The organism is Dyadobacter sp. OTU695 (assembly GCF_038440355.1).
Taxonomy (GTDB): Bacteria; Bacteroidota; Bacteroidia; order Cytophagales; family Spirosomataceae; genus Dyadobacter.
On record NZ_JASATN010000007.1, the window covers coordinates 81,539 to 107,158 of the forward strand.

Here is a 25,620-nt window from a genome sequence, read left to right on the forward strand (position 1 = left end):
ATGCAATTTTCTCATTTGCACTGTCACACACAGTTTTCGCTGCTCGACGGTGCGGCCGATATTAAAAAGCTTTTCAAAAAGGCCAAGGAGGACAACATGCCTGCGGTCGCCATCACCGACCATGGCAATATGTTCGGGGTGTTCGAGTTTGTGGCCGAGGGTAATAAGCAGGGCATCAAGCCTATTGTCGGTTGCGAGTTTTATGTAGTCGAGGACCGGCATGTGCGGCAGTTTACCAAGGACAAAAAGGACGTCCGTTTCCACCAACTGCTTCTTGCAAAGGATGAGATAGGCTATAAAAACCTGGTAAAAATGTGTTCGCTGGGTTTCATGGAGGGCATGTATGGTAAATATCCGCGGATCGATAAGGAGCTGATCGTCAAATATCACCATGGACTGATCGCTACTACCTGCTGTATTGGTGCGATGATCCCGAAAACAATCATTCGTCAGGGCGAAGAGGCCGCAGAGAAGGAGTTCCGCTGGTGGCTGGACCTTTTCGGCGACGATTTCTATGTGGAATTACAGCGTCACGATATTCGTGATCAATACATTGTGAACGAGGTGCTTATCAAGTTTGCCAGGAAATACAATGTGAAGATCATCTGTTCGAACGACTCGCATTATGTCGATCGCGAGGACTGGAATGCGCACGATATCCTGCTGTGTATCAATACCGGCGACAAGCAGAGTACGCCATCTGCCAAAGATTTCGACGATGAGAAGGGTATTCCAAAAGGTTCGCGCTTCGCATTCTATAACGATCAGTTTTATTTCAAAAATACCAGCGAAATGCTGCAACTGTTCAACGACCTGCCGGAGTCGCTGGACAATACCAACGAGATCGTCGACAAGATCAAAACGCTCGACCTCCGTAAGGACATTATGCTACCCAACTTCCCGATTCCGGACGAGTTCAAGACGCATACGCTGTCGGAAATGGTGGGCAAAAAAGAGCTTACCGCCGATGTTTTGAACCAATGGGAATACCTGAGGCACCTGACATTTGAAGGGGCACGTAAAAAATACGAAGTGGTTACGCCGGAAATCGAGGAGCGGCTCAACTTTGAGCTGCAAACGATCCGGAACATGGGTTTTCCCGGTTACTTCCTTATCGTAGCCGATTTTATTGATGCTGGCCGTAAAATGGGTGTATTCATTGGTCCCGGACGGGGTTCGGCGGCGGGCTCGGCTGTTGCGTACGCAATCGGAATTACGAACATCGACCCGATTAAGTACGACCTGCTTTTTGAGCGTTTCCTCAACCCTGACCGTATCTCCATGCCCGATATCGATACGGACTTCGACGACGACGGGCGTCAGAAGGTGATCGATTATGTGGTGAAAAAATATGGTTACAACCAGGTTGCCCAAATTGTGACTTATGGTACGATGGCAGCCAAATCGGCCATCAAGGATGTGGCGCGGGTAATGGATTTGCCATTGCCGGACGCGAACATGCTGGCGAAGCTCGTTCCCGATAAGCCGACTTATAACATGACGCTCAACCGCATTTTCACAGCGCCGTTGGAAGGGGAGGGGAGCCTGATGAAAAAGGAAGGCATTTCGCCCGATGAATTGGAAAATGTGAAGCGCATGCGCTCCATTGCAATGGGTAATGATTTGCAGGCCAGTGTTTTGCAGGAGGCGAGAAGGTTGGAGGGAACGGTGAGGAACACGGGTATCCACGCCGCTGGTATCATCATTGCGCCTAGTGATCTGACAGAGATTATTCCGGTAAGTACTTCCAAGGATTCCGACTTTTTGATTACCCAATACCAGGGAAAAATCATTGAGGACGCGGGTGTAATTAAAATGGACTTTTTGGGGCTTCGAAACTTGTCCATTATCAAGGAAGCGCTTCGGATGATTAAGAATAACCACGGGGTTGACATCGTAATCGACGATGTTCCGCTGGACGATCCGAAGGTTTTCGAATTGTTCCAACGTGGTGAGACCAATGCGATATTCCAGTTCGAATCCGATGGGATGAAAAAGTACATGCGCGACCTCATTCCTGACCGTTTCGAGCACTTGATCGCCATGAACGCATTGTACCGGCCGGGGCCGATCGCGTACATTCCCAACTTTATCCGCCGTAAGAACGGGCAGGAGGAAGTAACCTATGATTTGCCGGAACTGGAAGAGTACCTGGCTGATACTTACGGTATTACAGTTTATCAAGAGCAGGTAATGCTTTTGTCGCAGAAACTGGCAGGCTTTACCAAAGGCCAGGCTGATACCCTTCGGAAAGCGATGGGTAAGAAGCAGATCGAAACGCTGAACAAGCTCAAAGGCGACTTCATGAAAGGCGGTACCGAAAAAGGCCTCGATGCGAAGAAGCTGGAAAAGATCTGGACTGACTGGGAGGCGTTTGCATCCTACGCATTTAACAAGTCCCACTCTACTTGCTACGCATTTGTAGCTTATCAAACAGCCTATCTCAAAGCACATTATCCAGCCGAGTACATGGCGGCGGTTTTGACGAGTTCCCTGGGTAGTATTGATAAGATCACATTCTTCATGGAGGAATGCAAGAGCCTGGGCCTTCCGGTATTGGGGCCGGATATCAATGAATCGGAACGGCAGTTCAGTGTCAACAAAAAAGGGGAAATCCGCTTCGGGTTAGCGGGCGTGAAAGGAAGCGGCGATGCGGCGGTGGAATCCATTATCGAGGAAAGAACGAACAACGGACCTTTCAAGGATATTTTCGATTTTATGACGCGTGTGAATTTACGCACCGTGAATAAGAAAACGCTGGAAAGTCTAGCATACGCCGGCGGTTTCGATTGTTTTACCGATTACCACCGCGCGCAATACTTTACGGCGGAAACCGGTGAAAATGGTACTTTCATAGAGAAACTGATCCGTTATGCCAATAATTACCATGCCGAAAAGTCGTCGGCCCAGGCGTCGCTTTTTGGCATGATGGGCGATGGTGGCTCAACGCTGGCGAAGCCCAAGGCAGCAGATATCGGCCCGTGGGACGATTTGGCGAAGCTACGTTACGAGCAGGAGGTAGTGGGCTTCTACATTTCCGGACACCCGCTCGACACTTTCCGCACAGAGTTGGATAACTTCTGCAACTGCACGGTCGACAAAGTGCTGGAAATCCAGGAGGGCGAGCGGGCACCGCGGTATTATGGTAAAGAAATCAACGTGGGCGGGATTGTCACCAGCGCCCAGGAGAGAATGTCGAAAAATGGGAGCCTTTTTATGATTTTTAAAATCGAGGATTACCAGGGGGCAATGGAAATGCTGATCGGCGGGGAAGATTACATTCGTTTCAAGAATTACCTGCAGGTCGGTCAATTCCTGTACATCAAAGGTAAAGTTCAGAACCGCTGGAAGCAGGAAGACCAGTTCGAGTTCAAGATCTCCCAGATTCAACTGCTGCCGGAGATCATGGAGAAAATGTGCAGGAAAATTAAGATCAACCTTACGCTCGATCAGATCGACGCTCAGTTCATACATGTGCTCAATGAAACCTTCGGAAGTCACCCCGGAGGATGCCAGGTAAGCATGACGGTGAAGGATCCTGAGACGCATTTAGAGGTCGAAATGTTGTCGCGCGGTTACCGTGTAGCGCCTAGTAGTGAGCTGTTTAAGGTGCTACGGGGCTTCCATGGTGTGAATTTCTCTCTAAACTGATTTGTATTGGTTTAAGTAAGGAACTTTTAGATATTAATATTCCTTATTAACGCAGATTGATAAATAACATTTAGACACTTAAAACATGGGAAAAGCACTTGAAATTACCGATAGCACCTTCGACGAACTGATCCAGGGCGACAAACCAGTACTTGTTGACTTCTGGGCTGAGTGGTGTGGGCCTTGTAAAATGATCGGACCGGTTGTGGAGCAACTCGCGGGTGAATATGACGGTAAAGCCGTTATCGGTAAAATGGATGTGGATATGAATTCGTCGGTACCTGCCAAATTTGGCATCCGCAGTATCCCGACGCTGATGATTTTCAAAGGCGGCCAGCTGGTAGATAAAGTAGTAGGCGTTGTTCCAAAAACAACCCTTGAAGATAAATTAAATGCACAGATCGAAGCGACCGTTTGATAATCGCTGATTTCTGAAAGAGTTAAAAGCCCCGGCGACGGGGCTTTTTTTGTTGACTCTACTTTGGAGATAGTATATAATTATCTACCTTTAATATACACACGCTCTATGAAATCATCGGAATTCCACCGCATCATCCAACGGAATGGCTGGATTTGTATTAGAAGCAGCGGTAGCCACCGCGTTTATCAAAAAGGAAATGACATGTATGTCGTCGCATATCACGGTTCCAAAGAGATGGGTGAGGGGATTAGATTGAAAACTATCAAAAGGATGAAGTTGAAAATGTTATGAAAAAGATAAGAGTGATTATCGAACGGAGCAAGGACTTTTTTTGGGCCTATGGTGACAACGTCGATAAAATCAACGGCGGCGGCGAGACGATCGATCAGGTAAAACAATCTGTCCTCGAATGCATTGAAATAGTGAAATCATTCGACGATAAGAATATTCCGGCCGCTTTGAAAGGCGAGTATGAAATAATCTGGAAGTTCGATGTGGAAAGCCTTCTGGAATATTATAAAGGCATATTCAGTCAAACGGGCATTGCCCGGTTGACTGGTATTAATGAAAAACAGCTGAATCACTATGCGTCAGGGCTGAAAAAGCCGAGGCCAGCGCAGGCCAAGAAGATTGAAAATGCATTGCACCGGCTCGCGCAGGATCTGCTTGCTATTGAATTATGAGCACCCGGATAGGTGCTACTCGTTAATTTCAATACTAAAACTTGCCTCGAAACTACCGCCTGCTTCCAATTTCAGAATGCCTTCCTTCGTCTCGAAATTCTGATCCGAATCGGCGCTGTCGGCGATGCCCAGCCAGGGTTCAATGCACACGAAATGGCCGCCGGGTTTGGCCCAGATGCCCAGGTACGGGAAGTCTTTGTAGTAGACGGTGATTACCTGTCCGGATTTAGTACTTCTCAGGCTTACCTGTCTGGATATCAGGTGTTTGAAAATCAGTGCGTCGTTGTCGAACAGGTGCTGGTTTAAATGCAGCACATTGGTGTGTTCCAGGATTGGCTTGGTTTGATTACCTACAAGTCCATTCTTTTCGAGTAGCCAGGTGGAATCGTTTTCTATGGCTTCGAATTCGAGATAATAGTCCTCGTAAACCTCATCCTCGTGAAGCGGGCATTTGAATGCCGGATGGCCGCCCAGGGAGAAAAGCATTTCAGAAGCACCGTGGTTAATGGCTTTATGGTCGACCACCACCTTTTTGCCATCGAGCCGATAGGTAATTTGAAATTCGAATTCGAAAGGGTAAATGGCCAGCGTTTCTTCGCTATATTTTAATGTAAATGTAAGACTATCAGTCGTTTGGTTAGTCAGTTTTACATTGGCATTGTTGCGGACCATTCCATGACGCGGTACCGCGTATTCATTGCCATTATATTTTACAAAACCATTTTTGATGGCCCCGATTACCGGGAACAATACAGGCGCGTAGCTCGGCCAAACGGCGGGATCGGCGTTCCAGAGAAAATCCTTGCCTGTTACGGTCGACTGGATCTGACACAATTCGGCGCCCGTTTCCTGCACCGCAATTTTCAAATGATCGTTTTGGATGGAATAGTTCATATCGTTCAAGAATTCAGCACTTTGATAATGGTTGCGCAAGCTTCCCGGATTTGGGCTTCTGTGATTGTCAGCGGGGGAGCGATGCGCATGGAATTGTCGCAAAACAGGAACCAGTCGGTCACAACGCCCAGTTCGATGCAACGATCGATGGTCGTTTTCAGTTTATCGAACGATTCCATTTCCGCCGCAAGCATAAGGCCTTTTCCCCGGATTTCCTTGATTTCAGGATGAATTAACAGCGATTTAAAAAGCGCCCCTTTCGCAAAGGCTGACTCAGGCAGTTTCTCGTCGATCGTCACTTGTAGTGCTGCCAGAGAGGCCGCGCAGCTAACCGGATGCCCGCCAAAAGTAGTGATATGCCCAAGGATTGGATTGGTTTTAAGCACTTTCATGATCTTTTGCGGTGCCATAAAAGCACCGATAGGCATGCCGCCTCCCATTCCTTTCGCGCTTAACAAAATATCCGGATAGATGCCGTATTGCTCGAATGCCCAAAAGCTGCCAGTCCGGCCAAAACCGGTCTGAATTTCATCGAGTATCAGCAAAGTGCCGGTTTGGGTACATTGTTCGCGCAGCGCAATCAGATAATCTGCCTCAGGCACGCGCACACCCGATTCTCCGCCGATTACTTCGATAACCACCGCCGCAGTTTGCTCGGTAATTTTTTCTAAATCAGGCAGATATCCATGTCGTATGTGCTTGATTCCCGGCAGTAACGGACGGAAATTTTGTTTGAAAAACTCGGCGCCTGCCAGACTTAAAGCCCCCTGAGTCGCTCCGTGATAAGCATTGTAGCACGAAATAAACTCCCGTCGTTTGGTAAACCTTTTTGCCAATTTCATCGCCCCCTCGACCGCCTCGGTACCCGAATTGGTGAAATAGATATTGTCGATGAGGCCAAATGGGGAAGGGGAGGGAGCCTCGAAATGAAGGGTGCCTGCCAGTGCCCTTGCCAGTTGTACCTGTGCGCTCTGTACATACTCGCCATACACGAGCAGGTGCATGTGCTTGTCCAGCTGCGCGTGGATGGCTGCAAGTACCTTCGGGTGCCTGTGGCCGACATTGCTGACGCCGATGCCTGAAATGAGGTCCATATACGACTTGCCGTCCGGACCGTACATATAAACGCCCTCGGCCTTTTCAATTTCAAGGGCAAGCGGGAAATCGGAAGTTTGCGCCAGATGGTCGAAAAAGTGCTGGCGATGTGAAATATGCATTCTATTGTTCAAAAAAACTGGCGCTGCCGCCTACCCAGGTGAAATCCTTGTTGTACCGCACGCCGATCATTTCACCGCGACTTAACCGGCTGAGACTGATCAGTAGTTCGGGCTTTTCGGCATGGTCCGGCCAACCGTACATCATGCGGATCTCGCATTTGACAAGGCCGTCTGGCGCCTGAATCACGGGTTCGTACACAACTTTTCGCTGCAATATATAATTTTCCGGGTCGGCAATGGCTTCCAAACCCCCTTTTGTGAGATGCAGCTGTACTCCCGAGCCGGCGAAAGAGAACAGGGGTTTCAGCACATAATTTTGAAGATCCGCAGGAAAAATACCCCCGTAGTCGCTCAGAAAGCGTGTTTCAGGTACGAATTCTCCGTTTAAAAAAGGCATTGCAAATTTACTGATCCGGAAAAACCAGTTCGGATGTCCCACCCACTGCACATCCACGTCGTCGGTGAAATGATAGCTGGTTTGCAGACCAGGATAGTTGAAAAGATCGTCGAAAATAAGGCGGTTGTAAATGCGTTTAACCTGTATTTTCCGGTCGTCCTCTTCATAAAATAACAGCCGTCCTTCACGGATCAGTTTGGTATAACAAACCGCTTTCACGCCCAGCATGGCCGCGGTAACGGCAAAGTCGATACGTGTTTTCTGTTTTTCGGGGAAGATTTCAAGCAGAATTACATTCTCGGGCTGCTCATCACCGAGGATGAGTGTTTTGAGCCGGGACACATACTCATCGTAAGAACCCGCGTTGAAGAGATATTGGAAGTTTTCCCGAACCTCAAAAAATTTCGTGAACGACTCGGAAAGCAACGCCTGGTAACCGAATATGGAGGGAAATCCCTGTAACTCAATGAGCTGAGGTACAAGATCGCCAGCGGCATTCCGGCAAATGGCATAGTCTATCGCCAGGAAGGAAGTATGCGCGTTTTCACCGGGCACATTTTGGTTAGCAGGTACGGCGCGGTCGGTCTTTGCGCGAAAGTCGGGGGAGGTTATCGTAGCAATAATCTCGTCCGATGCGCGCAAAATGCTGTTTTTTAGATCTTTGGGTACAAAAACGGGCGTTTCGGCTACCCTGAAATCCAGGTGGCCGGGAAACGCTGAACTGAGAGACGCTACGAAGTCCTCGTAACCTTTCTCCGTGAATGAGTTGTTGAACGCTTCCCGGGCTTGCTTATGCATAGGCTGGCTGGAACGTTTTGTTGAACGCGTTTTTCAAAAATGTCGGGATTACAGCAGCTTCGGTCATCGAGATTTTGTCCGGATCGTTCAAGTGCGCGATCATATCATTGTACTTAACCTCACCGTGTGCCTTAATGATCGCCTCTTTTTTATCCTCATCTAAAAAATAGCGAAGCATTCCTTCGGCATCCGCTTCCGGATGGAACTGCGTGCCAACGATCTCGTTCGAAAACCGGATAGCCATCACAGCGCGTTCAAGCGGCACGTGCGGCCGGATCTTTTCCAGACAAAGCAACTTCGCGCCCAGGGAATCGAATGCAAACTGATTGGGTTGGGTAACCTGGAAATCGCGCGAATCGACAATCCAGAAAGGATCGCTCAGTGTATTCAAAAGCGGGTCTTTGCGGCCAGCCGAGGTCTTATGCACCGGAAATGTGCCGAAAGAAGTTTTGCGACGCTTGCTTACCGCCGCCAGGTCCCAGTGAATGCAGGCCATTTGAAACGAATGGCAGATGAGAAACAAATGCTTTTTCAGCCGATTCTGCCTTTTGGCGTTGTAAGCCAGTATTTTATCCAGAAAACCAAAAAATTTCTTTTCCCAGGCTTCGCCCACCGGGGATGGATTCCCGGGGCCGCCCGTAGAAATATAGGCATCGAAGTCCAGCCCTGGTACTTCGAGCTTTTGTCTTACGTCGAAAACAGTGAATTCAAGGGACACGCCTTCCTGCTCTCCGAATGCGGTGATGATTTTCTTAATACATCGCATTCCCTCGTTGGGGTGCCCGGCATACATATCCAGGATTGCGATCCGGAAATGTTTTTCATTAGTGGTCATTGTCAATTGGGCCCGACGTGTCAGCAATCCGGCCGTTAATGTGATAGAATCGGGTAACCTATTTTAAACAAATGTGTTCCTGATTAGTTCGGGTTTTGGGTTAAAACTTTGATTTAGTTCTAACTAAATGCCGATTTTGGTTTCCGAAACAATATAATCTACAACCGCATTCATGCTGCCGGTTTGCTCGAAAACAGCCAGCTGGCGGTCGGCACCGGTGCCCATTTCGAGTATCTGATGGATATATTCGATTTCCTTTCGGCTTCCCAGCTCGTCGAGCACGTCGTCTATAAATTCCAGCAATTCGTGGATCAGGATTTTGTATTCCACTTCTTCCTGCTTCCCGAAATCGATCAGTTTGCTACTGATACCATACCGCGCTGCACGCCATTTGTTTTCATTGATGAGCATCCGGCGATAAGGGCGGAAGCTCAGGTTCAGGCTGTGCAACTTATGTATCTTGGCCACAAGCGCCTGCATGATCGCGGCGAGACATATGGTCTCGTCCGTGCGCATGGGCACGTCACACATGCGGAATTCGATGGTGTTGAAAAAAGGGTGTACCCGGATATCCCACCAGATTTTCTTGCCGTTGTCGATACAATTGGTCTTCACCAGCAATGCAACATATTCGTCGTACTCGGCCGCGCTCGAGAAGAAATCGGGGATGCCCGTTCGGGGGAATTTGTCGAAAACTTTGGAACGGTACGATTTGAAGCCGGTATTGCGGCCGCACCAGAACGGAGAATTGGTCGATAACGCGTAAATGTGGGGCAGAAAATAGCGAACCGCGTTCATAATCTGTATCCCCTCGTTCCGGCTCTCGATCCCCACATGCACGTGCAGCCCGAAAATAAGGTTGCCACGCGCTACGTCCCGCATTTCGTCGATGATCTGATCGTAGCGCGGATCGTCGGTAATGAGTTGGTCCACCCAGTCGGCAAAAGGATGTGTCCCGGCGGCGGCCACCTGCAAGTTTTGCTTTTCTGCAAGGTCCAGGATCATTCTGCGCAGGTAGGTCACCTCTTCCCGTGCTTCCTGAATGTTATGGCAGATGTTCGTTCCCACTTCCACCACCGCCTGATGCATTTCCGCCTTTACACGCTCTTTCAGTGTTATTTTTCCATCCTCAACCAGCTTTGACATATGCGATCGCAGGTTTCGGGTAACCGGATCGATGGTTTGAAATTCCTCTTCAATTCCCAGGGTGAATGTTGCCATAATGCGAAAGCTGCTGAATTTTAGTTTGTCAGGATTTCTTCAATTTGGAGTTTTTAGCGGGCGCTTTTGTTGCGGCCGCTTTGGTAGTAGGTATTTGAGGCTCGGCTTCGGCGATCGGCTCGGCCGCGATGGCACCCAGGGACTTGGCCGGCTTTTTCGGAGTTACGGCCTTTACCTTTACTTCTGTGGCAGATGGTGTTACATCGGGTGTCTTGGCCGGTTTGCCCTTTGGCGCTTTTGCCGGTTCAACTACTTTTTCAGGCGCTTTCGCTTTTGCCGGCGCTTTTTCGGCCGCCTTGATTGGCTTCGCCGAAACTTTTGCTGCTTCGGCGGGTTTAGCGGGCGTCGGAGCCCCGGCGGTCACCGCAGCTGCGGGAATGCTATTGACCGCCTGGTTAACAAATGTGCCCCAGGTCAGGTTAATCTGTCCGGCGACCTGATTTTTGGCTCTTTCGATGGCCATATTCGCCGCAGCTTCCACCACCCACTCAAAATTATCGGGGCCTACCGAGTAAATGTCGGCATCCGGCGCGGGGTTGCAGAAGTCGATTGCATACGGAACGCCGTTGCGCACGGCAAATTCCACCGTATTGAAATCGTAACCCAATGCGATATTCAGTTTTAAGGTATAGTCCTTAATGGTCTCCAAAAGCTTTTCGCGCTCTTCGCCCTGGGCTTTCAAATCGGCAGCGTAGCGCAAATGGTGAGGATTGCGTGGCTCATAAGGCATTATCAGCACGTCTTTCTGGCCAATGCAGTAGCAGCGCACATAGTCGTCGAAGACGATTTCTTCCTGCAACATCATCACCAGCTGCCCTGTTTCTTCATGTTTGATCCACATATCCTGAGGGTTCACGACGCGGTAAACGCTCTTCCAGCCTCCGCCGTCATGAGGTTTCATATACGCAGGGAAACCGACATATTGAAATATTTCCTCCCACGCCATCGGGAATGCAAGGTTACGAAAGGAGGTCTCGGTCGTGTTGTCAGGGCGTTGTTTGGATGGAAGAAGCACGGTTTTCGGTACCGGGATGCCGATTTTCTCCGCCAACGCGTTGTTGAAAAACTTTTCGTCGGCGCTCCACCAGAACGGATTGTTGATCACCGCTGTGCCGGAAAGTGCTGCATTTTTGAGAAAAGAGCGGTAAAATGGCACGTCCTGCGAAATGCGGTCGATGATCACGGCATATTCGCTCGGTGCGGCTTGTATCACTTTATCAATGGTGACGGCCTCCGCTACAATGCCGTCCTCTCCTTTGCTGTTGACTCTTTCGATAAACGCGTTGGGAAAGGTATTTTCCATTCCAAACAGGATTCCAATCTTTTTCATATCAAGGTTTTGAGTTGTGTTTTTGATTATTGCAATACAATACGCGACAGGTAATCGGGAAACATTTTTTTCCAGAGTGGCCAATCGTGTTTTTCCCAGCCGCGAATGTCGAGCCAATGCTCGATGCCATTGTTGTTGAGGATGTTCGACATCAGGATATTGCTGTTCAGGCAAATATCCCAGTCGGAGGTGCCCAGGGCGATTTTCATATGTCCGAAACGCCAGCCCTGCTCGTTAGGCATAAAATCGACGGGGTTGTTGAAATACACCCTGTCATCGTAAAAGCCGTCGAGGAAGCCGCGGATATCGAACATACCGCTCATGCTGATCAGGTAAGCAACCTGCTCGGGGTGGCGGAAGGCGAAATTGGCGGCATGAAAACCGCCGAAACTGCAACCTGCAACGCCGATCTTGCCCACATTGCATTCATTGCTGATGTAAGGTACCAGCTCGTTTTTAAGGAATTTGTCGTATTGAATATGGTTAGCAACCCGGAACTCAGGGTTGAGGTGTTTTCCATACCAGGAATCGGCATCAATGGTGTCTACACAATATATCTTGTATTTGCCCGATTCGACGAGCCACCGTACCGACTCGATCAGCCCCATGTCTTTGGCCTGGTAATACCGGCCCAGGGTCGTTGGAAAAAGCAGGATAGGGTAGCCCCAGTTACCAAAAACAAGCATCTCCACCTCTTTGTCGAGATGATGAGAATAGTATTTAATGTGCTTCTCTTCCAAACAAAGGCCGTTTATAGTTGATAAATGAAATATACAAAACAAATCATAGGAAGCAAATTATTAACTTTCGGGTTTTATTTCCATCCGTAGTCAGGCATTTACCGTGAATCCATCCGTTTACTCCTCCCAGATAGTGTCCATAGAGATTTCCTTGCAGTCCGTTTTTCTGTGCCGGGAAGTGATTGTGACCGTGTTGCTGCCACTGGGGTTTTCGGATGCGGAAAATTATCCGTTGGTGCTTTTCAACGACGGGCAGGATTTCGGAGCGCTGCGAATGGCCGAAACGGCTGCCGCCCTGCAATCGGCAGAGAAGATAGCCCCGTGCGTGATTGTCGGCATACACGCCAACCATGCGCGTATATATGAGTACGGGACCGCGCACCAGCCCGACTACGCAGGCCGTGGCAACAAGGCGGGCCTTACCACATCATTTGTTCTGGAGGAATTGCTGCCCTACCTGGCACATCATTATCACACTGCCGCCCACGACATTACCTATGCCGGCTGCTCGCTGGGAGGCTTAATGGCGCTGGATGCCGTCTGGAACCATCCGGAGGTATTTTCAAAAGCGGGGACCTTCTCGGGCTCGCTATGGTGGCGGCAAAAGGCGCTCGATGAAGGGTATTCAGCGGCGGATCGTATTATGCACCGGCAAATCCGGGATGCCGAAAGGGTTGCTCCGCTGAGTTTCTGGTTTCAATGCGGGACCCGGGACGAGTACGACGATCGCGACGGCGACGGGGTGATCGATTCGATACAGGATACGCTCGAATGTATCGTCGAATTGGAACGCAAAGGCTATGCCTGGGGCCGGGACGTTTGTTATGTGGAAGTGAAAGAAGGGATGCACAATCCCGAAACATGGGCAAAAGTCCTTCCCGACTTCCTTGTGTGGGTGTCAGGAAGGGCAGGGAAGGCTTAATCCATGTTTGATAGAAACGCCATGGTGTCGATGCCGTCGGCGTAATCCGAGAGACCGGGTGTCTGTGCGGCACCAAATGGCAGGGCTTCCGGCAAATGCAGTTCGGGGCTCGCCACAATGCACTGGATCTTCTCCTCCGATTCCCGCAATAATACTTTTAACTCTTCCAGCGAATCATAGGGTTGGTAATGCAGCACGCTGATGGGCGAGACCAATGCCTCGCTTTCGGTAGCAAGCAAAAAGCCATTGTCCGAATGAGCGACGCGGTTTACGAGGTAAATAGATTTGTTGTACTCATAATTGTTGAAATACTTGTGATGATTGATAAAATCGTCCGCCATTTCCTCGATCGATTGGTAAAACCCGGTAAAATCATATCCGGACGGAACAAAGATCTTGGAGACATTGCGGCAGCCCAGTCCAAAATATTGGAGGATATCGGTAGCCAGGTCCCTGAGATCCTCCCGCGTTTCATCGCCTGTGAGCACGGCCACAGAAGTGCGGTTCTTGCGTATAATGTTAGGCTTTTTGGCGAAATAGTAATGGAAGTAGCGGGCCGTATTGTCGCTTCCCGTGGCGATGTAGGCATCGGAATCGTTCAGTCTTTCTACGAAATGAATGTATTTTTCGAATTCCGGTTCAATTTCCGTTAGCTTGTTCAGCAGTGCCCGTATCAGCAGCGGATCGTCGGAACTGGGTTTAGCCAGTAAAGTATGTCCGCTTATGAGTACACACATGGCGTCGTGAAAACCGACCGCGGGAATATTTCCAGCCATTACCACACCTATTTTGCGTGATTGTGCCGGTTCGGGATAGCTTTCAGCCCAGCTTTTCAATTTTTCCCCGTTCAGGTACTGTTCGGTAATCGCATTCAGTGACAATCTCACATTAGCGGGTGTAAACCAGTTGTTGCGGCTCTTGGCGGCTGCAATCCATTCCTCTATCGTTTCCTCGTTGGCCGGGTCGCCGATGAACTGGCCCAGACGGATGAATGCATTTATCCTCCGAATTCTTGATATCATTCTACTCTGACTCTAAAAAGTTAAATGGCAAGTGCCGTTTTTATTTTTCTGATTGTTGGGAAACTATAAATAGTTATATTTGTTACCCTAAACAGAAGAATAGCAACAAATATAAACAATCCGGCGACTATGGCTATAATGATAACCGATGAATGCATAAATTGTGGGGCGTGTGAGCCAGAATGCCCGAATACAGCAATTTATGAGGGAGGTGTAGAATGGACTTGGGGGGATGGAACCAGTTTAGACGAAGTGGACTTTGGAGATGGCACCATCGTAAGCGGCAAGGAAAAGCAGTCCCCTGTTTCAGACGAATTTTATTACATAGTTACAGATAAATGTACAGAGTGCGTTGGTTTTCACGAAGAGCCACAGTGCGCTGCGGTTTGTCCGGTAGATTGCTGCGTGCCGGATCCGGACAACGAGGAAGAAGAAGAAACTTTGCTTGCTAAAAAAGCATGGATGCACGGTGAATAGACCCTGCTAGACATAAAAAATACGAAGCCTGCTCCACAGCGGGCTTTTTTTGTGCCCTTTCGGTTTCGCAAATGGCATTATAATAATAAAAATTCTTAATAATAGCAACCGGTGATTTTAAAGAAAATTCTGTTTTGTCGATGTTATGCAGAATATTCAATTTTTGACTAAAAATGGGTTTTTCATGTTTTTGTGTTTTAAAAACGATAAAAAACATAACAAAAGTCAGAAAATTGGATTTTTTGATATAAATTTTGGCTGTATTATTTGATAAATATAATTTAAATACAATATTTGATCCAGTAATGCAGCCGGAGAGTAATATTAACTTAAACAGAATATAATTATGAAAAAAGTCTATTGTACAGTATTATCTTTGATGGTTCCTTTTTTGGGTTTTGCAAAGGCGGAAGACGATAAAAAGGCGGTGAAGGCGGATACTGCGGTGGTAACGGAGGCTAAGGACGAGGAAGAAGCAAAAGGAGCATTCGCATTCTCGGGTTACCTGGACTCCTATTACATGGCTAATTTCAACAAACCGGCATCCCGCTCCAACATGGGTGCTTCCAACGCACGGGTGTTCGACCAGAAATCGGGTCAGTTCTCACTCGGGTTGGTACAGGCGAAAGTAGCTTACACCAACGCGAAATCAGAAGCGGTGGTTGACCTGACTTTCGGACCCAATGCAAACCTGGGTAACTACGGCAACTCACTATTCAGCACCGCGCTGGCAATCAAGCAAGCATACTTTACATACAAGTTTACCGACAAGTTCTCGATGACAGCAGGGCAGTTCGGTACACATATCGGGTACGAAGTGATCGACGCACCGGCCAACTTCAACTATTCGCTGTCCAACCTGTTCAATAATGGGCCATTCTACCACGCCGGTTTGAAAGCGACTTACGCATTCTCAGACAAGGCGTCTTTGATGGTGGGTGTTGTGAACAACGTCGATGGATTGGGCGATAACAACCGCGCTAAAGGAATCATTAGCCAGTTGTATTTCAAGCCGGTTGAGAACTGGAACGTTTACCTGAACTATATCGGAAGCAACGAGGCAAATACGGATTCTTTGGGCAAGCAGCCGGACGGATTCTACCAGGTATTCGACCTTACTACGAGCTTCCAGATTACCGAAAAATTCCTGTTGGGTCTGAACGCCGCGTACGGATCTCAAAAGGGTGACTATCAAGGTACGGGTGGTCCGGTTGATACTGAATCATGGGGTGGTTTCGCAGTGTATGCCAACACGGCGATCACAGACAACTTCGGAATTGGTGCACGTTACGAGTACTTCAACAACGATAACGGTGTAAGAGGTTTGCTCACAGCCGCAAAGACTGGTACCAAAGTGAATTCGGTAACCCTAACAGGTAATATCAGCCTGGCAGACGGACACATTCTTGTAAAACCTGAGTTCCGCCTCGACGCTTATCCTAAGTTGAGCGGTGCAGGAGAAGCACAGCAATTCGAAGACTCGGACGGCAACTGGACCAAAAATAACCAGACTACGTTCGGATTGGCATTTATTTACAAATTTTAAGCATACAGCATTTCACACGAATACCTTCTTAATCTAATACAATAACAATAATTTACTACAATGGAAAAACGTAACTTTATCCCACTGATTATCCTCCTGGTAATCAGCATCCTCGGTGCCTTCATTCCCAATGTCCCGACGCAGATTGTGACGGAAGGCGTCAATTCCGGCGATACCGCATGGATGCTGGTATCATCCGCGCTGGTACTGCTTATGACTCCCGGTCTGGCATACTTCTACGGAGGAATGGTCAACACCAAAAACGTCATTTCCACGATGCTCCAGAGCTTCATCGCGATGGGTGTAATCAGTGTGGTGTGGGTTGTTTTCGGTTTCAGTCTCGCATTCGGTGAGGATATTGGCGGTTTCGTCGGTAACCCCACTACGCACTTCATGTTCAAAGGCGTATTGGACGGCCCGATCTGGGGTACCATTCCTTTCGCATTGTTCGCAATGTTCCAGTTGAAGTTTGCGGTGATCACTCCTGCGCTTGTTACTGGCTCGATGGCTGAGCGTATCAACTTCCGCTCTTACGTTCTTTTCATTATCCTGTTCTGTGTTTTCATCTACTCGCCATTGGCTCACATGACATGGCATGCAGACGGTATCCTTTTCAAAATGGGTGTGCTTGACTTTGCTGGTGGTACAGTTGTTCACATGTCGGCCGGTTGGGCTGCATTCGCTGGTGCTTTGTACCTGAAACGTCGCAAATCGCTCCTGGAAGACCACGTGCTTCCTCCTGCAAACATTCCATTCGTATTGTTGGGAACAGGTTTGCTCTGGTTCGGATGGTTCGGTTTCAACGCCGGTTCTGCCCTGACGGCTTCTCCATTGGCGGTTTCAGCTTTCGCTACCACCAACACTGCTGCTGGTGCGGCTGGTTTGGCATGGGTTCTTTTTGATGCTGCAAGAGGCAAGAAAGTTTCTGCACTTGGTTTCTGTATCGGTGCTGTGGTTGGTTTGGTTGCTATCACACCTGCTGCCGGTTTCGTAACTGTCCCTGCATCACTTTTCATCGGTACCATTGCTGCGATCACTTCCAACTACATCGCTCACCTGCGTACACGTTCGACATTGGATGATACACTCGACGTATTCCCTTGCCATGGTGTAGGTGGTATGGTAGGTATGCTGATGACCGGTATTTTCGCAACCAGCGGTATCAACTCACTCGTAGTTGACCAGGGTCTTGCATTCGGTGAAACCAAATTGTTCATCAACCACGTAATTGCTCTGGTAGGTGTGTCGGTATTTGCTTTCGCCGGTTCATTACTGTTGCTGAAAATTACTGACCTGATCGTTCCGCTTCGCGTGTCTGAACAAGACGAGAAAGTAGGTCTGGACGTAAGCCAGCACGACGAGTTCCTTGTAGAGGCTTAATCTAAACTAGGTGAATAAATACAAAAGCCCGGCCAATTTGGTCGGGCTTTTTGCTGTTTTGCTTTGGCTGAAGCCGGATAGACTGGGCGTTGAGTCCCCAAGCTGAAGCCAGGGGTTGTGGGCTCGCTATCCTCGGTTGATGTCGGGCAGATTAGCCCTCGCGCGGGCCCCAGGCTGAAGCCTGGGGTTGTGGGCTCGCTATCCTCGATTGATGTCGGACAGATTAGCCCTCGCGCGGGCCCCAGGCTGAAGCCCGGGGTTGTGGGCTCGCTATCCTCGGTTGATGTCGGGCAGATTAGCCTTCGCGCGGGCCCAGGTTGAAGCCCGGGGTTGTGTGTGTCTCCCTAACCTCGGTTGATATCGGACGGATTGGCCATCGCGCCGCCCCAGGCTGAGGCCTTGGGGGGATGAGGCGCTTGGTGGTCGGATGAGATACTCCTCAACCCCGGGCTTCAGCCTGGGGTTCGGCGATCGCCCACAGGTCCGGGCTTTAGCCCAAGGCTAGTGAGCTAAGATCTCTTCGTAGAGTTCTGTCACCTCCATCAAGCCTTCGCCGTTGATGTGATCATAGCGCACCTCCTTGGTCTCGTTGATCAGCAGCGGATCGTACTTCACAGCTACGCGAACGTAGTTGCCTGTAAACCCGAGCATCTGGCCATTTTGAATTTCATCTTCAAAGAGTACTTTGCCTTCCTTGCCGATCTGGCTTTCGTAAAAGAAGCGTTTTTTCTTATCTGAAAGAATATGCAGCATTTTGGAGCGTTCCGCACGTTCGCTTTTCGTAACAATCGGACGAATAGCCAAAGCGGTCGTATTTTCCCGCTCGGAGTAAGTAAATACGTGCAGATAGGAGACTTCCAGCTCATTGAGGAAGTGATAGGTTTCTTCAAAAAGCTCCCTGGTTTCACCCGGGTGGCCTACAATTACGTCAACGCCAATGCAGCAATCCGGCATCAGCGATTTGATCTTCGCAACGCGTTCGGTATAAAGCTCGCGTTTGTAGCGGCGCTTCATCAGGCCCAGAACTTTATTCGAACCGGATTGCAACGGAATATGGAAATGCGGGGCAAAGCGTTTGGATTGCGCTACAAATTCGATGATCTCGTCGGTAAGCAGGTTAGGCTCGATGGATGAAATGCGGAAGCGCTCAATACCTTCCACTTCGTCCAGTGCCTTGACCAAATCCATGAAAGTTTCTTCACGGACGCCATTACGGAGGCCGAAATCACCGATGTTCACACCTGTCAATACGATTTCCTTCACATCCCGCGCTGCGATATCCCGGGCTGCTTTGACGATATTTTCAATACTGTCGGAGCGGCTTTTGCCACGTGCGAGCGGGATCGTGCAGTATGCGCACGGGTAGTCGCAGCCGTCTTGTACTTTCAGGAAGGTACGCGTGCGGTCGTTGAGCGAGTAGGAGGTGTGGTATTCTACGGCGTTGTCGATCGTCGAGGCGATCACTTGTGCAGGTTGGCCCGACGGTGTTTTCTCAAATGTATCGATCAATTCTACCAGCCTGAATTTCTCTGCGGCACCTAAAACCGCATCCACGCCGGGTATTTCGGAGATTTCTTTCGGTTTCAGCTGCGCATAGCAACCGATGATCGCCACGTAGCCGTCTGCGTTGATTTTCTGTGCCTCGCGTACGATTTTGCGGCATTTCTTATCCGCATTTTCGGTAACAGAGCAGGTGTTGATGATAAAAATATCCGGGTTTTCGTTGAACTCCACTTTGGAATAACCCTTTTCCTCGAACATCCGTCCGATAGAAGAGCTTTCTGAGTAATTCAGCTTGCACCCTAATGTATAGAAAGCGACTTTTTTCATTGTTTTAAAATATCCTGCAAAATTACACCTTTATTATCAACGCTTTAAATAATCTCCAAAAGAAGATTGCAGGTAGGCTTTGCCAACGGCTTCTTCCTGTCGAGGCAATGAGCCGTTTTTTTCGATGATATTCCCTCCGATATTGTCCCGCACGATGAACCCATCGGGCCGCATCCAGCCCAGGCCGTTGTTGAAAGCGAAATAGGCAAAATCGTGACGGCCCTTCCTGAAAATGTCGTTACTCCACGCAAAAGTTCCGGATGGAAGGTGCATTTGGTTCAAAATGGTGGCCGCCAGGTCGGTCTGGGATGCGAGCGTGTCTACACGTGCGGGTGCAGCTGTAAGCGCGCCACCGAGCCAGAGCATGGGAATATGGAACTCGGAGGGCTTGTCTTTTCGGGTCTCAGGTAACGGGTGTCCGTGATCGGCGATGATGACGACAAGCGTATTCTTCCACCAGGGTTTTGTTTTGGCTTCCCGCAGGAATGCCCCGAGGGATTCGTCAGTATAATGTAAAGCGTTCAGGAACAGGTGCTCGGGGTCGTTGCCCTGAATCACCGTTTTGACCGGCACTTCAAACGGCTCATGGCTGCTTAAGGTAAATATGGTAGAGAAAAATGGCTGCTTTTCCCGGTCGAGGTCATGCATGAGCTTGTTGAAAACGATATGATCGTGCGCGCCCCATTTGGAATTCATGTCTTTGGAATCGAATTCGTCTTTATCCACGATCCGGTCGAAACCTTGTTGGAGGAAATATGATTTCATATTCGCAAACTCGGTTTCTCCGCCGTAGTAGAAAGACGTTCGCCAACCGCGTTCCCTGAAAATGGTAGGTAGAGAGGGCAGCGAGGCGGTTTTTTTAGGTATTTTAATAATGGAAGTCGTCGGTTGCGCCGGGTAGCCACTCAAAATGGCCACCATCCCTTTATCGCTGCGGTTGCCACTGGCATATACATTGGTAAAAAGCAGTCCTTCTTTCGAAATCCGGTCAAATTGCGGGGTTATCCCCCTTAATCCCCCCAAAGAACCCACGGCTTTAGCCGTGAAGCTCTCCCAAATGATCACCAGTACATTCTTTTTGCCGACGGTATCGATGACCTGCTCGGTTCCGCCGCTTGCATGATATAGATCGGCCACAGTTTGGCCTGCTTCGGCGTCTTCGGTGTATTTGAACGGGTTTTCATTCGAATAACCTTCATTGAGCAATGAGCGCATGTAGTTCCAAGGTACGTTCACGGCCGCATAGTTGGCGAAGCTCTTGTCGCTGAAAAATACCGCGCTCTCGTTCATCGGCGCCAGCTGGAAGCCGCCCCGAATAGGGATGATCAGGCTGGCGGCAATGATCAGAAATGCAGGAATCACATATACATGCGCTGCCCGGCCGAATGAGCCGATTATTCTCCGGATAATCGTTTGCAGAACACGGTTGATCAGAAAAACCAGCCCGATCAGCAGCAATACGAGGGGAAACACGGGCGCTGCACCCATCGATGCCATTGCCTCTGAGGGCGTTGCAAGGTAATGTAGCGAGGTGGCATCGATCCGGAACCCCCAAGCCCGGAACAGCTCGAGGTCGACCACCGATAATAATGTGATGAGCGATACGATAACAACTGTGTAAATGGACATTGTTTTGCGGTACCAGTTCCAGCGTTGGCCGGTGAACGTGATCAACAACGTCGGGATCGCCAGAATATAAGCGGCGAAGGAAATATCCATCGGCAACCCGTGGCTCGCACTCGCCACCCACAGCGAAGAGGGGAGTTCGAGCGCCTTTTTATAGTGGTATGCCAGGAATATGATACGGAAAAACTGGAAGATTACGACCCAGGCCAGCCCGTACAAGGCAACAAATTCAAGTCTCTTACGCATTGGTGTCTATGAACAATTTGCAAAGTTCTTAAAAATGCGCTAACCTGTGGTAACCGTCGGGCAGCTATTGTGAAAATGTAGCAGGGAATTGTTGTTCGTATTGGTAAATAAATAATTTTGGGGAGAATTAATATAAATCAATAAATACATGACTTTTCGTTCCAAAGCTTTTGAGATCGCGCAAGGCCGCATCTCGCCTGTTTTGACCCCTCCCACAGAAAAAGTAGCCGACCTTTATGGTAGCAATACATTCAGTGATGATGTGATGAAGACCCTGCTTTCGGCAGAGGCATATACCAAAATTTCCAATGCGATCCGCTCCGGCTCGACCATCGACCGAGAAGTGGCCGAGGAAGTGGCGGCGGCGATGAAATCGTGGGCCATTTCCAAAGGCGCGACGCACTATACCCACTGGTTCCAGCCGCTCACCGGGACGACTGCCGAAAAGCACGATTCGTTCTTCGACTTGACCATGGACGGGAAGGCGGTAGAGAAATTCAAAGGAAGCGCATTGGTGCAGCAGGAGCCAGATGCTTCCTCGTTTCCGAGCGGGGGGTTGCGCGCGACGTTCGAAGCGCGGGGCTATACCGGCTGGGACCCGAGCTCGCCGGCGTTTCTGATGGATAATGGAGCAGGTGGAAAGACATTGTGCATCCCTTCCGTCTTTATTTCCTACAATGGAGAGGCGCTCGATTATAAGGCACCGCTTTTGCGCTCGCTGATGACGCTTGACAAAGCGGCAACAGGGGTTTGTCAGTTCTTTAACCGTGATGTGGCCAAGGTAACACCTACACTGGGCATCGAGCAGGAGTATTTTTTGGTAGATAAGGCTTTGTACTACGCCCGTCCCGATCTGCTGATGTCCGGCCGGACCGTTTTCGGCCATAACCCCGCCCGCGGACAGCAGCTCGACGACCACTATTTCGGTTCTATTTCACCGCGCGTGAATGCATTTATGGTGGATTTTGAGTTCGAAGCATTGAAGCTCGGCATTCCTGTAAGAACGCGTCACAACGAAGTAGCACCCGGCCAGTTCGAATGCGCGCCTACTTTTGAAGAAGTTAACCTTGCGATAGACCACAATGCATTGTTAATGGATTTGATGCAAAAGATCGGTGACAAGCATAATTTCCAGGTTCTTTTCCATGAAAAGCCATTTGCAGGCATTAACGGGAGCGGAAAGCACAACAACTGGTCGCTCTCGACGGATACGGGCATTAACCTGCTGGCACCGACTTCGAAGCCTAAGGAAAACCTGCGCTTCCTCACGTTTCTGATGAACGTCGTGAAAGCCGTTCACGACCATGCCGATCTGTTGCGCGCTTCCATATCGTCGGCAGGCAACGAGCACCGCCTGGGCGCGAACGAGGCGCCGCCGTCGATCGTTTCGGTGTTTTTGGGTGGTGAACTAACGAGTATGCTGGAAGAACTCGTCAACAAGGGTGAAATCACGCTCGAAAAAGGGGAGAACTTCTACTATAAATTAGGTATAACCCGCATTCCAAATCTGCAACGGGACAATACCGACCGCAACCGTACCTCGCCGTTCTGTTTTACGGGAAACAAATTCGAATACCGCGCGGTAGGAAGCTCACAAAACAGCGCTTCGCCGATGATCATCCTGAACACGATCGTTGCTAACCAGCTGCTCGACTTCAAACGCGAAATGGACGAGCGCCTGGCGGCAGGGGAAGAGAAAAAGGTGGCTACGGTAGAGATACTGAAACGCTATTTCCTGGAATCCAAAAACATTCTTTTTGAAGGAAACGGCTATTCCGAAGAGTGGGTCGAAGAGGCTGCGAAACGAGGGCTTAGCAACATCCGGGAGACTTTCGACGCACTGTATGCCTATAAAACAGAAAAGACCGTGTCGGTTTTTGAAAGGACAGGCGTGCTGAGCTCGCGTGAGCTGCATGCGCGCTATGAGATCGAGCTGGAAAATTATGTAAAGAAATTACAGATCGAATCGCGCGTAATCGGTGACCTGGCTTTGAACCACATTGTTTCGACGGTAGTGAAATATCAATTCAAACTCGCGCAAACAGCCCGCTCGCTGACCGATCTCGAAATGCTGGAGGAAGCCGAGCCGATCAAGGAAATCATCCGCGATATTTCTTCGCACGTGGTGGTGATCAAAAAACTGGTACATGAGATGACCGAAAGCCGCAAAAAAGCGAACAATATCGAAGACCTCTTTGAACGCGCGAAATGCTATGGGTCGGAAGTGAAAGGGTATTTTGATCAGATCCGTTACCATGTCGATAAGCTTGAACTGTTGATCGATGATGAAGACTGGCCACTCGCAAAGTACCGGGAAATGTTATTTTTGGAGTAGTTTTGCAAACGAATCAAACAACAAAGAATATGAATCCCGGATTTGATCCAGAAGAAATCGCTCAGCTTAAAGAGGAATGCAAGGCCGAGAATTCGAACTTTATATATGTAGAGGACGAGTTTGAGGATAGCGACGATAACAATGAGCACGCGCATGTGCAGTTTGTAGGCACCTACAAAGATCAGGAGGTTATTTACGACGCATTGATCTTCACATTGCGCCTGCACCACTCGACGCTCGTGTACGATGAGGCGCTGGAAAGGTTGAAAAAGGAGATGCCGAACTATATTTCACCCGATGAGCGGCCTGCAAACTATAAGATCAGCGACGAGCAAGAAGATGAGGCAGAGCTTTTGTTGACCGAATTCATAGAGGAGATCGAGGAAAACGAAGAGATCACCGTCCGCGAGCATATCGAAATTGATGACCAGTTTGAATACGGTGTGGGACTGGAAGTAGGCTTGAACAAAACGGAGATCAACGATAAGATCATCAGTGATTTCATTAACGCTTTCACCACCGGCCATGTACAGCTCGATCCGACATTGTACTCATTCACCGGCAGCGAAGACGAAGATTGATCAAATGTAAATTTCATACGAAAGCGCCTTTTTCATCGAAGGCGCTTTTTTTATGCCGGTAATTTGAGGCAATAAAACAAAAACGACCACCTTTTGGGGTGGTCGTTTTGCAAAATATGTTCGCTCTGCGGATTAGATAGCAGATTTAACAGTCTTGATAATACGAGCTGCCACTTTGTAAGGATCAGCAGCAGAGTTTGGACGACGATCTTCCAGGTATCCGTTCCATCCTTTTGCAGGAACAGTAACAGGGATACGGATAGAAGCACCACGGTCAGAAACGCCGTAGCTGAAATCGTGGATAGAAGCAGTTTCGTGCTTTCCAGTCAGACGGAGGTGGTTATCAGCACCGTAAACTTCGATGTGTTCTTTTACCACCGGACGGAATGCTTCGCAGATTTTGTCGAAAGTGTCTTTGCTTCCGGCAGTTCTCAAAGTAGAGTTTGAGAAGTTAGCGTGCATACCGCTTCCGTTCCAGTCAAGCGCGCCCAGAGGCTTGCAGTGCCAGTTGATAGAAACACCGTATTTCTCGCCAATTCTTTCGAGGAGGTAACGGCCAAGCCAGATCTGGTCACCAGCTTCCTGCGCACCTTTTGCGAAGATCTGGAATTCCCACTGTCCTGCTGCTACTTCTGCATTGATACCTTCTACGTTCAGACCTGCTTCGAGGCAAGCGTCAAGGTGCTCTTCTACGATCTCACGACCGTATGCGTTAGCTGCGCCAACAGAGCAGTAGTATGGTCCTTGTGGAGCTGGGTAACCGCCCGCAGGGAAGCCAAGAGGTTTGTTGGTTTCGTTATCCCAAAGGAAATATTCTTGTTCAAATCCGAACCAGAAGTCGTTGTCACCATCTTCAATAGTAGCACGGCCGTTTGATTCGTGAGGAGTTCCGTCAGCGTTCAATACCTCGCACATTACCAGGTAGCCATTTTTGCGCTGCGGATCAGGAATAATGTAAACCGGTTTCAGCAAACAGTCGGAAGAACCGCCAGGAGCCTGCTCAGTCGAGGAACCATCAAACGACCACATTGCGCAATCTTCCAGTTTTCCACTAAAATCGTTTTCAATTTTGGTTTTGCTGCGTAAACTTTGGGTCGGCTTGTAGCCATCCAACCAAATATATTCCAGCTTGGACTTTGACATAATAGTACTAGATAAAGTGGTGACGAATAATTATAACGGCACAATATTAATGCAAAAATGTATTTACAAAAAATAAATGCTAGGAAAAATTAACCTTACACAAAATATTATTGCGTTCGTGGTAGTATTGTCAGTAAAAAATGTACTATTCTAATAAATAAGCCCTGTTTCGAAAAAAGCGGTTTTGGTAGATTTTTTTACTAAAAACTCTGAAAAAGGTTAAAAATATGCCTTTGAATACATAAAATAGCAGGAATATCCTATAAACTCGGATTTTTTCATCCTCAGGAAGATAGAATTCTGCGGGGATTCTAAATTTTGTGCT

Annotated in this window: 21 protein-coding genes; 10 read left to right on the forward strand and 11 right to left on the reverse strand. The window is 48.9% G+C overall.

The annotated features are described in order from the left end of the window. The 4 genes from dnaE (at position 1) to AAHB90_RS14955 (ending at position 4,755) form a co-directional block, all read left to right on the forward strand. Entirely contained in the window at positions 1-3,651 is a 3,651-nt protein-coding gene (gene dnaE / locus AAHB90_RS14945) for a DNA polymerase III subunit alpha (protein WP_342086013.1), read from the forward strand. A gap of 85 nt (positions 3,652-3,736) precedes the next feature. Further along, complete coding sequence (trxA, locus tag AAHB90_RS14950) at positions 3,737-4,069, forward strand: thioredoxin (protein ID WP_090157505.1); 333 nt, start codon at positions 3,737-3,739, stop codon at positions 4,067-4,069. A 108-nt stretch (positions 4,070-4,177) separates the two neighbouring features. Further along, positions 4,178-4,363: a type II toxin-antitoxin system HicA family toxin gene (locus tag AAHB90_RS32805; protein WP_446717905.1), complete on the forward strand. Its 186-nt coding sequence runs from the start codon at positions 4,178-4,180 to the stop codon at positions 4,361-4,363. Next, on the forward strand, positions 4,360-4,755 hold the full coding sequence (locus AAHB90_RS14955; protein WP_342086014.1) for a helix-turn-helix domain-containing protein: 396 nt from the start codon (positions 4,360-4,362) through the stop codon (positions 4,753-4,755). Before AAHB90_RS32805 ends, AAHB90_RS14955 begins: the two co-directional genes overlap by 4 nt. A gap of 15 nt (positions 4,756-4,770) precedes the next feature. Here the strand turns inward: AAHB90_RS14955 and AAHB90_RS14960 are convergent, their stop codons facing one another. From AAHB90_RS14960 to AAHB90_RS14990, 7 genes are all read right to left on the reverse strand, one after another. Beyond that, complete coding sequence (locus tag AAHB90_RS14960; RefSeq protein ID WP_342086015.1) at positions 4,771-5,649, reverse strand: aldose 1-epimerase family protein; 879 nt, start codon at positions 5,647-5,649, stop codon at positions 4,771-4,773. A gap of 5 nt (positions 5,650-5,654) precedes the next feature. After that, positions 5,655-6,866, reverse strand: coding sequence for an aspartate aminotransferase family protein (locus AAHB90_RS14965; RefSeq protein WP_342086016.1), 1,212 nt, complete (start codon positions 6,864-6,866; stop codon positions 5,655-5,657). Position 6,867: 1 nt separating this feature from the next. Next, complete coding sequence (locus tag AAHB90_RS14970) at positions 6,868-8,061, reverse strand: hypothetical protein (protein WP_342086017.1); 1,194 nt, start codon at positions 8,059-8,061, stop codon at positions 6,868-6,870. Continuing rightward, positions 8,054-8,896 carry a type 1 glutamine amidotransferase gene (locus AAHB90_RS14975; RefSeq protein ID WP_342086018.1) on the reverse strand — a complete coding sequence of 281 codons (843 nt, stop codon included), beginning with the start codon at positions 8,894-8,896 and terminating at the stop codon, positions 8,054-8,056. Before AAHB90_RS14975 ends, AAHB90_RS14970 begins: the two co-directional genes overlap by 8 nt. Before the next feature lie 123 nt (positions 8,897-9,019). After that, on the reverse strand, positions 9,020-10,117 hold the full coding sequence (locus AAHB90_RS14980; RefSeq protein ID WP_342086019.1) for a carboxylate-amine ligase: 1,098 nt from the start codon (positions 10,115-10,117) through the stop codon (positions 9,020-9,022). 28 nt (positions 10,118-10,145) lie between these two features. Beyond that, a complete protein-coding gene (locus AAHB90_RS14985; protein WP_342086020.1) occupies positions 10,146-11,447 on the reverse strand; it encodes an ATP-grasp domain-containing protein in 1,302 nt (433 codons plus the stop codon). A gap of 26 nt (positions 11,448-11,473) precedes the next feature. Further along, positions 11,474-12,187: an esterase family protein gene (locus AAHB90_RS14990; RefSeq protein ID WP_342086021.1), complete on the reverse strand. Its 714-nt coding sequence runs from the start codon at positions 12,185-12,187 to the stop codon at positions 11,474-11,476. Between the two features lie 133 nt (positions 12,188-12,320). Here AAHB90_RS14990 and AAHB90_RS14995 point away from each other — a divergent pair, with 133 nt between their 5' ends. Beyond that, positions 12,321-13,109 (forward strand): alpha/beta hydrolase, encoded by a 789-nt coding sequence (locus tag AAHB90_RS14995; protein WP_342086022.1) that lies wholly within the window; start codon positions 12,321-12,323, stop codon positions 13,107-13,109. On the opposite strand, the gene AAHB90_RS15000 is transcribed toward AAHB90_RS14995, so the two are convergent. Next, on the reverse strand, positions 13,106-14,131 hold the full coding sequence (locus AAHB90_RS15000) for an acyl-CoA reductase (protein WP_342086023.1): 1,026 nt from the start codon (positions 14,129-14,131) through the stop codon (positions 13,106-13,108). The genes AAHB90_RS14995 and AAHB90_RS15000 overlap by 4 nt on opposite strands. Before the next feature lie 129 nt (positions 14,132-14,260). Between AAHB90_RS15000 and AAHB90_RS15005 the strand changes: the two genes are divergently transcribed. From AAHB90_RS15005 to AAHB90_RS15015, 3 genes are all read left to right on the forward strand, one after another. Beyond that, on the forward strand, positions 14,261-14,608 hold the full coding sequence (locus AAHB90_RS15005; protein WP_083769031.1) for a 4Fe-4S binding protein: 348 nt from the start codon (positions 14,261-14,263) through the stop codon (positions 14,606-14,608). Between the two features lie 346 nt (positions 14,609-14,954). Next, positions 14,955-16,154 carry a porin gene (locus tag AAHB90_RS15010; RefSeq protein ID WP_342086024.1) on the forward strand — a complete coding sequence of 400 codons (1,200 nt, stop codon included), beginning with the start codon at positions 14,955-14,957 and terminating at the stop codon, positions 16,152-16,154. A 60-nt stretch (positions 16,155-16,214) separates the two neighbouring features. Beyond that, positions 16,215-17,534, forward strand: a complete 1,320-nt coding sequence (locus AAHB90_RS15015) for an ammonium transporter (protein WP_342086025.1) — start codon at positions 16,215-16,217, stop codon at positions 17,532-17,534. A 501-nt stretch (positions 17,535-18,035) separates the two neighbouring features. On the opposite strand, the gene mtaB is transcribed toward AAHB90_RS15015, so the two are convergent. Further along, a complete protein-coding gene (gene mtaB / locus AAHB90_RS15020) occupies positions 18,036-19,364 on the reverse strand; it encodes a tRNA (N(6)-L-threonylcarbamoyladenosine(37)-C(2))-methylthiotransferase MtaB (RefSeq protein ID WP_342086026.1) in 1,329 nt (442 codons plus the stop codon). A gap of 36 nt (positions 19,365-19,400) precedes the next feature. Then, the gene (locus AAHB90_RS15025; protein WP_342086027.1) at positions 19,401-21,236 is read right to left on the reverse strand and encodes an LTA synthase family protein; all 1,836 of its coding nucleotides are present in this window, start codon (positions 21,234-21,236) and stop codon (positions 19,401-19,403) included. A 148-nt stretch (positions 21,237-21,384) separates the two neighbouring features. Between AAHB90_RS15025 and AAHB90_RS15030 the strand changes: the two genes are divergently transcribed. Both AAHB90_RS15030 and AAHB90_RS15035 read left to right on the forward strand, forming a co-directional pair. Continuing rightward, entirely contained in the window at positions 21,385-23,571 is a 2,187-nt protein-coding gene (locus tag AAHB90_RS15030) for a glutamine synthetase III family protein (RefSeq protein ID WP_342086028.1), read from the forward strand. Positions 23,572-23,600: 29 nt separating this feature from the next. Continuing rightward, positions 23,601-24,152, forward strand: a complete 552-nt coding sequence (locus AAHB90_RS15035; protein WP_342086029.1) for a hypothetical protein — start codon at positions 23,601-23,603, stop codon at positions 24,150-24,152. 132 nt (positions 24,153-24,284) lie between these two features. Here the strand turns inward: AAHB90_RS15035 and AAHB90_RS15040 are convergent, their stop codons facing one another. After that, positions 24,285-25,295: a glutamine synthetase beta-grasp domain-containing protein gene (locus tag AAHB90_RS15040; RefSeq protein ID WP_342086030.1), complete on the reverse strand. Its 1,011-nt coding sequence runs from the start codon at positions 25,293-25,295 to the stop codon at positions 24,285-24,287. Between the last annotated feature and the right edge of the window lie 325 nt (positions 25,296-25,620).